9 protein-coding genes are annotated in these 13,727 nt (G+C 56.5%); 5 read left to right on the top strand and 4 right to left on the bottom strand.

Annotated features, from left to right (window positions below; translation table 11 throughout):
* Positions 1–240, bottom strand: a complete 240-nt coding sequence (locus tag P5689_RS04155; RefSeq protein ID WP_023979534.1) for a FeoA family protein — start codon at positions 238–240, stop codon at positions 1–3.
* Between the two features lie 627 nt (positions 241–867).
* Between P5689_RS04155 and P5689_RS04150 the strand changes: the two genes are divergently transcribed.
* The gene (locus P5689_RS04150; RefSeq protein WP_084331113.1) at positions 868–2,460 is read left to right on the top strand and encodes an NAD(P)/FAD-dependent oxidoreductase; all 1,593 of its coding nucleotides are present in this window, start codon (positions 868–870) and stop codon (positions 2,458–2,460) included.
* 102 nt (positions 2,461–2,562) lie between these two features.
* Positions 2,563–4,263: an adenine deaminase gene (ade, locus tag P5689_RS04145; RefSeq protein WP_023979537.1), complete on the top strand. Its 1,701-nt coding sequence runs from the start codon at positions 2,563–2,565 to the stop codon at positions 4,261–4,263.
* 59 nt (positions 4,264–4,322) lie between these two features.
* On the opposite strand, the gene P5689_RS04140 is transcribed toward ade, so the two are convergent.
* From P5689_RS04140 to gluP, 3 genes are all read right to left on the bottom strand, one after another.
* A complete protein-coding gene (locus P5689_RS04140) occupies positions 4,323–5,840 on the bottom strand; it encodes a carbohydrate porin (RefSeq protein ID WP_081866927.1) in 1,518 nt (505 codons plus the stop codon).
* Between the two features lie 172 nt (positions 5,841–6,012).
* Positions 6,013–7,083, bottom strand: a complete 1,071-nt coding sequence (gene nagA / locus P5689_RS04135) for an N-acetylglucosamine-6-phosphate deacetylase (protein ID WP_285533827.1) — start codon at positions 7,081–7,083, stop codon at positions 6,013–6,015.
* A gap of 49 nt (positions 7,084–7,132) precedes the next feature.
* The gene (gene gluP / locus P5689_RS04130; protein ID WP_023979540.1) at positions 7,133–8,413 is read right to left on the bottom strand and encodes a glucose/galactose MFS transporter; all 1,281 of its coding nucleotides are present in this window, start codon (positions 8,411–8,413) and stop codon (positions 7,133–7,135) included.
* Positions 8,414–9,255: 842 nt separating this feature from the next.
* On the opposite strand from gluP, the gene P5689_RS04125 reads away from it, so the two are divergent.
* The 3 genes from P5689_RS04125 (at position 9,256) to P5689_RS04115 (ending at position 13,594) form a co-directional block, all read left to right on the top strand.
* Positions 9,256–10,392, top strand: coding sequence for an ROK family transcriptional regulator (locus P5689_RS04125; protein ID WP_285532200.1), 1,137 nt, complete (start codon positions 9,256–9,258; stop codon positions 10,390–10,392).
* 178 nt (positions 10,393–10,570) lie between these two features.
* Positions 10,571–11,374 carry a copper homeostasis protein CutC gene (locus P5689_RS04120; RefSeq protein ID WP_285532199.1) on the top strand — a complete coding sequence of 268 codons (804 nt, stop codon included), beginning with the start codon at positions 10,571–10,573 and terminating at the stop codon, positions 11,372–11,374.
* A 27-nt stretch (positions 11,375–11,401) separates the two neighbouring features.
* A complete protein-coding gene (locus P5689_RS04115; protein WP_285532198.1) occupies positions 11,402–13,594 on the top strand; it encodes a beta-N-acetylhexosaminidase in 2,193 nt (730 codons plus the stop codon).
* The last annotated feature ends 133 nt before the right edge of the window (positions 13,595–13,727 follow it).

Below are 13,727 nucleotides of genomic sequence, written 5' to 3'. Positions count from 1 at the left end.
TCAGTGGTCGCGCTTGAGCGAGACGCGTGCAGCTTCGCCACGACGCAGGGCGAAGCAGGTGGAACCAAGACGAACGGCAATGGGGTCATGGCCGACCGGGCCGGTGGCGACGATCTCGACAGGTGCGCCCGGAATGAAGCCAAGCTCCCCAAGGCGCAGGGCGATCGGGTCATTTTCCGTGCGGGAAACGACCTGACTGATCACCGCGTGGGCGCCTTTGGGAAGGGAGTCGAGAGTCATGGGTCAATACACCTGTAATCTGGGGCGAGACGCCCTGAGAACGCTTCTCAATTGCCTAGATAGTCCTTCATGTTTTCTTAGGGAAGGGGGAAGGGGTGAAATCCTTTGATACGAGCGTGACATCGGCCTCTGTCCCGGCAATGACATGACGTGCGGCGTTGATGACTCTGACGAGTGCCGCGCGGGCCTGCGGGTTGTTTCGCCAGCAAGTGCTACCAAGCTGATGGGCTATAGTGTGGCAGAGCTCATCCGCAGAGGCGAGCGAGCGCGTAGAAAATCTTGTTATTCCGGCGTCCTTGAGGCGTTTTATTGCGGCGGGTCTAACAATTATTCACGATATCAATATATAGCGTTCACAAATGGCAAAACTCTCGGTATTATCGATGAAGCAACTATTTATAATTTCGTAATCATGTTATGATGAATATTTTAACTCATAAAATCAATAAGTAATCTCATCAAATTTTTTCCAAGTATTGCTGAAATTCTTCAATCTATTGATCTCGCTATTTTGATCGGGTTTCGTGGTTGATTCCGCATGAGGCAGAGCCTAACTGAATACCAAATGAGTTCGTCCAAGCGGGGCGAAATATAAAGTCACAATTCAGCCTGTATCGAGCACGCGAAATGTCTACAGATAACTCACGACCTATTCATGACGTCCTGATCATAGGTGCGGGTCTGGCTGGCCTTACTCTAGCTAAACAATTGCTTGACCGTGACTCATCGCTCGATATCTGCATCGTGCATAATCGCCGGTTTCCCTACCCGGAACGTATCCACAAAGTCGGTGAGTCGACGATCGAAATCGGTGCCTATTACTTGGCTGATACGATCGGATGCTCTGATCATTTGCAACGAGGCCATGTGCGCAAAATGGCGATGCGTTTTATCGAGACGCAGGGGAGTGCTCATGACGGGACATACAGGGAGGTCGGTATAGATAAATACCCTGAGCATCATACATTCCAACTCGATCGTGGAAAAATCGAGAATCATATACGCGGCCTGGTTGGTGATCGGGTTACATTGATTGAACACTCGCGTGTGCTCGATATCGACAAAGTCGAGGACGGTCATCTCATCTCTGTTCGCGACCATGAAGGCGTTGTGAGTAAGCGCAAGACGCGCTGGGTGGTTGACGCATCAGGGCGAGGACGCGTCCTGATGAAGAAATTTGGTCTCCAGAGAGAGTCGGCGCTAAATCGTTCGGCGGTCTGGTTCAGAGTGGCAGGTAAAATCGATATCAATGAGTTTCTGAACGAACAAGGTGAGAATAATCCGTTCCGTTTCAGTGAAGAGCGCGGCCACAGCACGACCCATTTAACCGGGAAAGGATACTGGGTCTGGATTATACCCATCAGTGGCGAAACGACTAGCGTCGGTATTGTATTTGATAATGAAGTTCATAGTCTGGCGGACGTGAGTTCATATCAATTGGCCTGTGAGTGGTTCAGGAAATACGAACCGTCATTTCTTCGCTACCTAGAAATGAAAAACTTCCCGGTTATTGATTTTGTTATGTCTAAAAATTATTCTTATCTGTCCAGTAAGTTTATATCCAGCGATGGTTGGGCGCTCACCGGTGAGGCCGGCGGTTTTGTGGATCCCTTATATTCCAATGGTACCGATTTCATTGCGATTTCCAACACCATGATCACCAATGCGATCACGCGCCCGAATGGCGAAAGGCAAATCGATCTGATAAACAAGGTATTGACCGAGACATACGAAAATTTCATTGAGACGCATAGAGGGGCGTTGCTCAATTTTGGAGACTGGAATTACGTATTTGTAAAAACAAGCTGGGATACTTGTTTTTACTTCATGTTCCTTCCAGTGCTGTATCTCAATGGAAAAGTCGATGAGCTGGATTTCTTCGATACATATATGAGTGATCTAGCCGAGTTTTATAATCTTCACAGGAGAGTTACTGATTATCTGCGTAAACCGGGTGCGTTACAGCATCTTCGAGACCTACCTAGATTTATAAATTTGGCAGGGTCAATGGTGCAATACGCGCATGCTTGCATGATCCTGCCCGATAAATCTGACGAGGTCGTATTGGCGCGACTCCGTGAAAACGTGAAGATTCTCGGGCAACTTGCTGATGCCATCACCGTGCATGGGGATTTTGAGAAGCAATTTCGTGATTTGCCCAACCACCTCCCGTGCCCTTGGCTTTTACCCAATGAGCACTCTGGGGGCGTCACGCTGTAAGCAAAATTGCCATCCCTCTTTTGCGGATCCGCTTTGATAGCTCGATATCGTAGAATGTGCTGTAAGGGCATCAATATTTAGTTCTGGAAAAAAGGGGAGATGATGCTCGGTAAACTCACTGCACGAATCATGCAGGGGGCGGGGGCAGAGCCAGCCGATCTCGTCATACGCAATGTAAGGCTGTTCGATCTGGTCACGGGTGACCTGCTGCCGACCGATATCGCGATCTGCGGTGATCGTGTCGTGGGTATTCTCGATACCTATGAAGGGGTACGTGAGATCGATGGGCAGGGACGCATTGCCGTTCCGGGTTTTATCGATACGCATCTGCATGTTGAATCGTCGTTGATCACGCCATTCGAGTTTGATCGCTGTGTGCTGCCCTATGGCGTGACAACGGCGATCTGCGATCCGCATGAAATGGCGAATGTGCTGGGCGGCGACGCCTTCGCGTATTTTCTCGAATGCGCTACCCGCACCGTGATGGATCTGCGCGTCAATCTGTCGAGCTGCGTGCCAGCCACACCGTTCGAAACCTCGGGGGCTGTTCTCGATGCGGATGCCCTCACGCACTACCGGTCCCATCCCAAGGTGATCGGGCTCGCTGAATTCATGAATTTCCCGGGCGTGCTTTCATGCCAGCCCAATTGCATCGACAAGCTCGTGGCTTTTGCGGGTGAGCATATCGACGGTCATGCGCCTCTTTTGCGTGGGCGCAAACTCAACGGCTATCTGTCTGCTGGTATTCTGACGGACCATGAGGCCACGCTGGCTGATGAGGCACTGGAGAAGATCCGCAAGGGTATAACCATCCTCATCCGCGAGGGGTCGGTTTGCAAGGATCTGGCAGCGCTGGCGCCTCTGCTAACCCCTGAGACCTCGCAGTTTTTTGCTTTCTGCACCGATGACCGCAATCCGCTCGAAATTGCACATGAAGGCCATATCGACTTCCTTATACGCAAGGCCATTGCGCTTGGCGTCGCCCCGCTCGCGGCCTACCGCGCGGCGTCCCTTTCGGCGGCGCGTGCTTTCGGCTTGCGCGATCGCGGGCAGATTGCTCCGGGACAGCGTGCCGATATCGTTCTGCTTGATGACCTCGAGACCTGTCAGGTCGCACGGGTCTTTTCGGCGGGGCGTCTGGTTGACGAGGCGTTGTTTGCAGCGCGTGAGACAATCGACCCACAGGGATATGGCACGATGCGCCTCGCCGCGCCGATCACTGCCGAAGATCTGGTTATCGCTGCACCGGGGGAAAACAGGCCTGTCATCGGTATCGTGCCGGGGCAGATCATAACGGACTTCCTGCATTTCGATCTGCCCGTGCAGGGTGGGGCGGTTCAGCCGGATCCGGCACGTGATATCGCGAAGATCTGTGTCATCGCGCGGCATGGCAAGAATGACAATATCGGCCGCGGCTTCGTCAAAGGCTTTGGCCTGAGCACCGGGGCGCTCGCCTCATCGGTGGGACATGACAGCCATAATCTCTGTGTCGTTGGGATGAATGACAGCGATATGGCGCTGGCTGTTGCGCGACTGGCCGAACTCGGTGGTGGCTTCGTGGCGGTCAGGGAGGGTCATGTCGTGGCTGAATTGTCCCTGCCATTGGCTGGACTTATGAGCGACAGACCCTTCGAGGTCGTACGGGCCGATCTGGAAAAACTGCGTGCGGCAGTCGGCGCCATGGGGGGCACGCTGGAGGAGCCCTTCCTGCAACTGGCGTTCCTGCCGCTGCCGGTCATTCCCCATCTCAAGATCACAGATCTCGGGATGATCGATGTGGATACCATGTCACTGCTATCCTGAACGTCGGACAAACAAGGTTGATCAGGGCTGCGCCGGCGTGCACCGGCGCAGCCTCTTGCTCAGAAGTTGGTGGTGAACTGGCCGCCAATCACAGCGGCGTCGTTGAATGTGGTTGTGGCACCGGGATGCTGAAGATACTGGAAGTCAAACTGCAGCGCCGTAGCCCGTGCCAGATGCACGCTGTAGAAAGCTTCCCAGACCTGTTCCCAGTTCTGCACGCCGTAAACGTTGCCCCACTGATTGGACACGAAAGGCAGCCCCAGAGCGACTGAGGATTCCTGCTGCAAGCGCACCGAGCGGCTCATGTTCATATGCTGGAACATGACACCGATCTGGTCGAGCGGGCGATGCCACGGCGTGCCGCTTTGAAGGAGGCCAATCCATTCATGGTCTCGCATGGCCACCACATTGCCCTGGGCGTAACCAACACCGCCGATCACGATCAGACCATCGGCCAAGCCTTTACCACTGCGCATGAGCATCTGGTCGAACATGAACCAGCTGGACCACATACCCGATTGCTGGCGCGCGCCCAGGCCGCTGGCCTGATAGGAGCCGCCGTAACGATCCTCATAAAGATGCGGGTAGCGTGAATTGTCGTAATAAAACCCGACCTTGTAGTGACCCAGCAGCTTGTCCTTGCCGAAAGCGGGATCCCAGCCAGCTTCGAACTGAGAGCTGAGCTTGCCCAGACCATCCTGGGCAAGGGCCCATCCTGATACACCGCCATTGAAGGCGTGCGGGCTGACGGCAAACAACCCGCCCATAAGATAGGTGCGCTCCGTCGGGCGCACGCGCAGCACGGCGCCAATATTGGCAGAGGGCCAGTCGCGTCCGCCCGGCGCATATTTGCCCGGCGCAAAATTGCCGCACACGCTGACATTCATGAAGTTACAGGCAAGTGCATCAAAGTCGAAAAACGTCCCGGTAGGGATCACACCGGCGGAAAGAATGACTCTGTCATGCAAAAAGGTCTTGTCAGCGTACATCGAGACAAGATGGGCGACGACATTGCCGCGCGCGCCGTAGATCTGCTCGGGGTTGGAGACATAATCGCCCAGCGAGTAGCTGAAATTGCGGCCATGACCGTTCACGACCAGCATATGTGTCCAGAATCCCTTGAACCCTGCCAGCTTCTGCCAGTCGATGTCGAGTTCGGCTGCAACCTGACCGGCAAAGACATTATCACGCGTACGCCCACCCGTGAGATTGCCCATATATTCCTCGTTAAGCGCTATGTTGAGGAAGATACCGCGCTTTTGCATCCAGCTTTGCGCCCCGCCCCAGTCACCCAGAAGATGCGGATTACCATAGAGGGAAGGAACAAGGGGCCCGATGGGCACAGCGCCCTGACCGGCAATGGGAAAACCCATCGCAACGTAATCGTCGCTCTCGAGGGTCTTGGCCGTCTGCGCCTGAGCGTGAACCTGTGTGGCCGAGACCGCACCGCAGGCGAGCGTCAGTGACAGGGCGAGAGAGGCTCGCCATCGCCTTGCGGGACGTCTTTTATGGCCCGCAGAGGGGCACGCGCCAGATGGGCTGGAAGGGGTGTGCGGGATCAGTTCTGTTCTGCTCATCACTCTGACTGGTCTGAGTTGGCCGCTGCCTTCAAGCGGCAGCGTGATTGCACAAGGCATTAACAGAAAGACATGTTCGCGCAACACCAAGAAAAAATACAAGATTTCGTGTGATATTGTTACAAACCCGTGAGAGGATTGAGGGATTTCTCACGCCTGTCCCCATCTCCACTCATGCCTCGTAGGTTTTGCGTCCGCCAACCCAGATCTCCCGCACGGTAAGCGCGGCATCCATCACCACCATATCGGACAGCTTTTCGCAGTCGAGCGTGCCACGGTCGTGAAGGCCGAGATAACGCGCCGGGTTGCTGCTCACCAGTGCGCTCGCCTCGGGCAGGGAGGCCCCATGAGCCACGGCGTTGCGCAAGGCCTGATCGAGCGTCAGCACGCTGCCGGCCAGCGAACCGTTTGGCAGGCGGACCACGCCATCCTTGATGACCACATCCTGACCACCTAGTGAACTCGGACCATCAGGCTGACCCGCGCCACGCATGGCATCGGTCACGAAAACCAGACGATCGCGCATGACGCGTGAGGCAAGCCGGAAATTGGCCGGATGCACGTGATGCGTGTCGAAAATCATTTCCGCATAGCTGGCGTCATGACACATCAAGGCGGTGACCGGGCCCGGATTGCGGCCCTCCACAGGCGACATGGCATTGAACAGATGGGTCCCGCCGCCGACCCCGCCTGCCGTACAGATACGGCAAAGGGCGGTCACGCTCGTTTCGTAATCTGCCGTGGTATGGCCGAGACTGACACGGATACCAGCAGCAGCGAGGCGATCTATGGCCTCATCGGCGTGCTCTATCTCGGGTGCAAGAGTCACCACGCGCACGCATCGGGCTGCCAGCACATCATCGAGCTTGTCGGAGGTGGGGGCGATGGTGAAAGGCGGCTGAGCCCCGAGCTTGTGAGGGCTGACAAAAGGGCCCTCCAGATGGACACCATGGATGCGTGGCTCATCGGAACCGGGATTTTCCATGATGCCGGCCACATCATGCAGTGCGCGCATCACATCGTCCCAGGGACGGGTGATTGTGGTTGGCAGGATTGTGGTCGTGCCATGCTGCATATGAAATCGTGCGAGCGTTCTAATGGCCTCGGGGCCATCCATCGTGTCAGCGCCGCCCCCGCCATGTACGTGCCCATCAATGAAGCCGGGCAGGATGTAACGATCGGTCGCCCCGGTAGCCGGCTCGATGGATCGGATCACATCATCGAAGGAAATGGTACCGGGCATGATACGATCTGGCAGGACGATCTGTCCGGTAAGCTGGGTAAGCACGATCCTATTCTCCCTGTGAGAGCCCGACGCGGCCATAGCGGCGGGCGTATCCGAGAATGATGAGATAGGCCGGAATGACGATCATGGCGAACATGCCCTGAAAGCCGAAGACCGGTTTAAGCCAGACATAGAACTGGGGCACGACCGCACCGCCGCTATACGACATGACCATGATGGCCGAGGCCATGGCCGTGAGATGACCGGCGCCACGTATGGCAATCGGGAAAAGGGTGGGCATGATCATGGCATTGGTCACACCCAGCAGTGCGACGCAGAAAACGGAGGTATAGCCTTGGGTCAGTACCGCCAGAACGGTAAGCACACAGCCGGCAAGGCAGGATAGCTGCACATAGACTTCCTGCCGTATGAACCGCGGTACGATGATGAAGCCCATGATATAGCCGACCAGCATCCCCGTCAGCGTCAGGGCCGTGAAGAATTTGGTCTCATCCAGAGGCAGGCCAAAGCTTTGCCCATAGGTGCCAATCGCATCGCCCGCCATTACTTCGATGCCGACATAAAGGAACATCGCAATGAAACCGAATACCAGATGCGGCTTGAAGAAGCTCGGGCTTGCGCCGTCGCCTGTCTGGATCGGGGGGGCCTCGAGATTGGGGAGGGGGGCGAAAGCCACGATGGCGGCAATAATCACCAGAATGCCGGCCATACCCAGATAGGGTAGATAAAGCGCCTGCACGAAATTGTTGAGCAAGGCTTCACGGACAGCAGGGTCGGTAGCAGATTGAGCTTTCTCTGCGACGGCACCGATATTGCGCATGACCAGGAGGCCAAGCACCAGAGGCGCTAATATCCCTGCGGTCTTGTTGCAGATTCCCATGATCGAGATGCGTTGTGCCGCGCGATCGGCAGGCCCTAGCAGGCTGACCAGCGGGTTGATTACCACCTGCATGAGCGAAATACCCGCCCCGAGGATCAAGAGGCCAGTCAGAGCACCCGGATAGATTCGCCACGCGACAAATTGTCCGAAAACCGCGACGCCAAGAGCCGAGACGAGCACCGAAAGGGTAAGCCCTGTCTTGAGGCCGAGGCGCTGGGCGATCAACGACGTTGGAATGGAGAACAGGAAAAAGGAAAAATAAAACGCTAGCGGAATGAAAAAGCTGCTGAACTCGCTCAGCGAGAAGGCCACGCGTACAAACGAGATGAGCGGACCGTTGAGCCAGGTGACGAATCCCATGGCGAAGAAAATCAGCGCAGCGATAGCCAGGGCGCTGTAGCCATAAGGGCCAACCAGCCGGTTATCATGTGAAGTGAGTTGGGACATTTTTCGGTAGATCCTCAACTTGAACGAGAAACTATTTATTTTACAAAATGAACTATGCGGATTATAGGTAAGATGCGCCAATCTAGCCAGCATCATTTGCAAGTTTCGGTTTCACAATAATCGGAAGTGCGCGAAGGCGCTGAATCTCTCGCCCCTCCTGTTGGGCGCCCACGGGCAGGAGAATGGAGCTGGCTCTGCGTCGGTGGGGCTGAGGAAATTCAGACTTGAGGATGACGCGTCAGGCAGGTCCAAGGTATCGCGATCCAGGCGTCGTCACGAGGTCTCACTCGGGAGCTGTATTGCCTGCGTGCGATAACCAGGAGGACATGGGCGATCGGGTCGGCGAAACAGGGCGATTCGGGCTGGTTACCGCGATTTTGCTCACCATATTGATGAATGGCAGTGGGACGCATGGCTGAACGCTGTGCGGCTCCATCACATCGTACCGATATGCCCTCCGGCGCGTCTCAACATGAAGGTCGGGGTAGGTGGAATATCCGGGTACGCATGGAGGCGCTCGGCAGACAAGGTTTGAATCTCACCTGATATAATTCCCTACATAAAACAATGTTTGAACAAACGATCGGTATATAAACAATAATAACTGTAAAAAAAATTATGCCTTGTATAATCACGGTGAATCAAAGGATAAGTATGTCCTAGGGTGATGGGTTATAGTTGGGTTTTATCTTATGGTTCTGGACGGAGGTATGACTATTTAGGTGGATTCAAATTTGACTTCCGGTTCGGATTGTATCACGCCTTCTTCAGGGGCAATGCTTCGGCGTCCTGGGATGTGGAAGATAGAAGACAAACAATTACTTTAGCAGATGAAATAAGAGATGTTCTCGACAGGCCATCATCGTATCCTGAGTGTGCTCAGCCGTTCCGGGCCGCAAAGTCGCACTGACCTCGCGCGTGTCCTCAATCTGAGCAAGGCGAGTGTGACCGCTCTGGTACGTGAATTAATAGAGCGCAACATTCTGGATGAGAGAGAACGGGTCTTCGGTTTTGGTCGTCCGTCGGTCATGCTCGGTCTCAGGCAGGATGCGGCGAGTTTTATCGGGATATCGCTGCAGAGTGACCCTGCCCACGTGGTGCTGACAGACCCTCACGGGCGCATTCATGCCCAGCTGACTTTTCCACTTCTATTCGATGTCGAGCCCTGTCTTGCTGCCATGGCCGAGGCCGCTGGAACGGTACTCAGCATGGCCCCGCCGGATATCGGCAAGGTTGCAGGTGTCGGCGTCGTCATTGCGGGGATTGTCTCGTCCGATAGCCAGACGTGCCTCGCCTCGGAAACACTGGGGTGGCATGATGCCGAGATTGGTTCGCGTCTGTCCGCCATGACAGGTTTGCCGGTCTTCGTTGAGAACGATGCGAATGCTCTCATTGTCGCGGAACAGCTTTTCGGTAATTCCGGCGATTTGCAGGATTTCAGTCTCGTCTTTGTCAGCGAGGGCATTGGCGGTGCGCACATCGTCAATGGGCGGCTTCATAGGGGGCGGCATGGGGGTGCCGGTGAGATGTCACACGCCCCGATTGCCATTGATGGCGAAGCGCTTCCATGCCGCTGCGGGAACAAGGGGTGTCTCGAAACCCTGGCAGCGCTCCCTGCCATTCTGGGAGCAGCGCGCCGTGTAGGCTTGCCGGATGATATTGAGGGTATCGATCAGATGGCGACGGATGGCCATCCCGAAGCCCTGACGATATTGCATAGGGCTGGTACGGCGCTGGGCGTGGCGCTGTCTCAGGTGATCCAGTTTGTCGATCCTGCCCGTATCGTTGTCCGCCTCGACCCTCATCTGGTTGAAAGCGTTTTTGCCCGCGCGCTACGTCAGGCAGTGGAAGCTCATGTTCTGTGTCGTGACAGTTACCTTACCGAGCTGCACCTGGCGCCGCTTCAGCCACTGGATTTTGCCACGGGTGCAGCCAGTCTGGCGGCTCAGCACTTCCTGTTCGGCAACGCCCATCTTTAATCGCGCTGCGCCTCAGGGGCGTTTGTGAGCGGCTTCGCCTGAAGGTTGCAGGTTGCGACGGGCAAGTTCCCTGTGCTTGGTCTTTCGAGGGCTGCACGTCTCCTTGCCGGGTTCTAGGCGTGCGGGGTGGGCGGGTCAGTCTGCTGCGAGGCGACCGGAAGGAGAAGCGAGATGGCACGTGAAGCGTGAACAGGGTGTCGTGCCAAGGCTGCGCGGCAAGTTCCATGAGGTCGACCGGTTACGGACCCTTACCGGAACGACGAGTCTGGAGATCTGCATTGACGATATGGCGGGGCTTGAAGCAGCCCAGCTTGATCAGGTCGATCGCATCGAACTTTGCGCAGCGCTAGACCTTGGGGGCCTTACGCCCTCAGGAGGGTTTTTGGCGCAGGCGCGGCGCTCCCGCGTGCCGATGTTTGTGATGATCAGGCCGCGAGCGGGCAATTTCATATTTTCTCCCGCAGATATTGCCCAGATGGAGAACGATATCGCGCTCGTACGGGAGGCGGGTATGGATGGTGTTGTGTTGGGCGCTTCTCTGGAAGATGGAACGCTCGATCATGCGCTGCTCGAGCGGCTGTCACTCGCCTGTGGTAGCCTGCACAGACAATTGCATCGTGTTTTCGACCTCACACCTGACCCGATTGCGGCACTCGATATGGCGATGGATCTGGGGTTCGAGCGCGTACTGACATCCGGGCAGGCCATTCGTGCGCCTGATGGTGCGGCCTGTTTGCGCAGGCTGAATGATCATGCGCGTGGTCGTATCGACATCATGGCTGGCAGTGCTGTGCGCCCCGACAATGTGGGAGACCTTATTGCGTCAAGCGGTGTGAAATCGTTCCATGCCTCTTGTCGGATAAAATCAGCAGTGCAGGATGGGCGACTGGATCATTTCGGATTCGCAGCGTCTCACGCTGTGACATCTTCTGCGGAGATCCTCCGGCTGCACGAGGCGATACGCACGGCATGCCCGGAGTGACCTGCTTCTGAAAAAGGATTGGGCCTGATGTTTCTCCCGAAAAGGGTAATCCGCTCCGGGGTTGCGCTTGGCGTATTGCTGGCTGGCTGTGCCGCGATCCGTCCTGCCTTGGCTGCGCCGCTGACCCCGGTCTTCATGCCCCAGCCTGCCAGCGTTGCACTGGATGCACAGAGCCTTGCGCTCACGGCGCTGCCGGATATTCACTGGTCACACGCGCCCACCCCCTTGCTGAAACGGGCTGCTGCGCGCTTCAGCGCACGTCTTGCAGCGGCTGGCGTTCGCCCTGTGACGGGTCATGGACCCACGCTCACGATCGACGTCGGGCGAGACCCTGCCTATCTGACGCTCGACGCGCATGAGGCCTATCAGCTGGATATCTCTGCCACGGGTATCAGGCTGACTGCCGATGGCCCTGCCGGTGTGATCCATGGTTTTGCCACGCTGCTGCAGATGCTGGACACGAGAGGCACTGCACCGGTGATTGCACAGGGGCGTATTGTCGATGCGCCACGCTTCAAATGGCGCGGTCTCATGTTCGATGTTTCGCGTCATTTCCAATCCACCGACACCATCAAACGCCAGCTGGATGCGATGGAACTGACAAAACTCAATGTCATGCACTGGCATCTGAGCGATGGAACCGGCTTCCGGGTGGAGAGCAAGCGCCTGCCACGCCTTCAGGAACTCGGCGGCCATAGCCGTTACTACACGCAGGATCAGATACGCGAGATCATCGCCTATGCCGCCGACCGAGGCATACGGATCGTGCCGGAATTCGACGTGCCGGGGCACACGCTTTCCATTTTGGCAGCCTATCCTAAGCTTGCCGCGCAGCAGCCCGTCGTGACGATGAAGGATTGGGTGAAGGATTGCGACGTCGCCTCGGGTAATGGCGAAACGACGACCCATTGCGCGAAGCACCCGAACCTCAATACGCCGGCAATGGACCCGACGAGCCCCAAAGTGCTCGAATTCGCCCGTATCCTGTTTGCCGAAATGGCGCGGCTTTTCCCGGATCGCTATTTTCATACCGGGGGTGATGAGGTCGTATCGAGCCAGTGGACCACCAACCCGCAGATCACGGCCTATATGCAGGCGCACGGCTACAAGGATGCGCCTGCCATGCAGGCGGCCTTTACCGCAGAGATCGAGAAGCTCCTCGCTGCGGATGGCAAGATCATGATGGGCTGGGATGAGGTAAGCGAGGCCCCCATACCCAAAAACGTCGTTGTCGAAGCCTGGCGCGGCTCCAAATGGATTGGGTCCGCCACGCGTGTCGGTCACCCGGTGGTCGTGTCATCGGGATATTATCTCGATCTGCTCAATCCCTCGACCACACATTATGCCGTCGACCCGTTTGATACGCGTGCCGATGGTCTCGCACCCAATCCGCCGGGGCAGAAACCTCGTCCGCTTGACGATGCCTTTACGCTCGACCCCAATGCGCCGCCGTTGGACGAGGCTCAGAAGAAACTGGTGCTGGGTGGTGAGGCACCGCTCTGGACGGAAGTCGTATCTGATGAAATGGTCGATGCGCGTCTTTGGCCGCGCTCCGCCGCCCTTGCCGAGCGTTACTGGTCCGATCAGTCGGTGAGAGACCCGCAGGCCCTTACAGAACAGCTTCCGCTGGTCATGAATATGCTCGAGACATTCGGCTTGCAGGCGAGTGATCATCAGGCCCGGATGATTGCCCGTCTGACCCCGCAGAATATCACGCCATTGACGCAGCTGGTCGCGATTACCGTGCCGGTGCGCAATTATGCAATCAACCGGCTTGCGAGCCACAAGGGTGATGAAATCCTGAGTTCCCCTGCGGCAATTGCGGGACCAGACAGCTTTGAAGGGAACGAATTCAACGCGCTTGCCGCGCGCTACAAGGCAGGAGATCGTAGCGTTATCGCTGCGGTGCAGGGCCATCTTTTGCGCTATATCGGCAACGACAAGGCGTTTCAGGCTTTGCCCGCGCAGCCAGTCATTGATGAGGTCAAGCCCGTCTCGGCTCAGATCGCAGCATTGTCGCAGCTTGGCCTGGACGCCATGCAGCCAGGCCGGAAGGACAAGGCCTGGCATGAGCATGCTCAGGCGCTCCTTGCCGAGCAGGATGCCGCTTACGCAGCGAGTGCTGACCACGAAGCCTCGAACCATACGAACCAGCCCCCGGGAGGGCTGTTGATTGCCATTGTACCCGGCATAAAGGCGCTGGTCGCCAACGCCGACTGAAAAAAGGGGCTCCGGATGATTATTCCGGAGCCCCTTTTCCATCCAGGAAAATATCCTGGGCGCTGATATGGAATGGACAGCGCCCCTAGATACGCCGCGCCACGAAGCCTACCTGTAAAACAGGCATTAAAAA

It is taken from the genome of Asaia sp. HumB (assembly GCF_030263835.1).
In the GTDB taxonomy this organism is placed as follows: domain Bacteria; phylum Pseudomonadota; class Alphaproteobacteria; order Acetobacterales; family Acetobacteraceae; genus Asaia; species Asaia bogorensis.
Note: the sequence above shows the minus strand (reverse complement) of the source record. Positions and strands in the feature narration are given on the sequence as shown.

What these genes read in the sequence shown, in the direction of transcription:
- P5689_RS04155 (WP_023979534.1), bottom strand. Translation starts at nt 240, where the DNA reads ATGACTCTCGACTCCCTTCCCAAAGGCGCCCACGCGGTGATCAGTCAG.
- P5689_RS04150 (WP_084331113.1), top strand. Translation starts at nt 868, where the DNA reads ATGTCTACAGATAACTCACGACCTATTCATGACGTCCTGATCATAGGT.
- P5689_RS04115 (WP_285532198.1), top strand. Translation starts at nt 11,402, where the DNA reads ATGTTTCTCCCGAAAAGGGTAATCCGCTCCGGGGTTGCGCTTGGCGTA.
- ade (WP_023979537.1), top strand. Translation starts at nt 2,563, where the DNA reads ATGCTCGGTAAACTCACTGCACGAATCATGCAGGGGGCGGGGGCAGAG.
- nagA (WP_285533827.1), bottom strand. Translation starts at nt 7,083, where the DNA reads ATGCCCGGTACCATTTCCTTCGATGATGTGATCCGATCCATCGAGCCG.
- P5689_RS04125 (WP_285532200.1), top strand. Translation starts at nt 9,256, where the DNA reads ATGTTCTCGACAGGCCATCATCGTATCCTGAGTGTGCTCAGCCGTTCC.
- P5689_RS04140 (WP_081866927.1), bottom strand. Translation starts at nt 5,840, where the DNA reads ATGAGCAGAACAGAACTGATCCCGCACACCCCTTCCAGCCCATCTGGC.
- gluP (WP_023979540.1), bottom strand. Translation starts at nt 8,413, where the DNA reads ATGTCCCAACTCACTTCACATGATAACCGGCTGGTTGGCCCTTATGGC.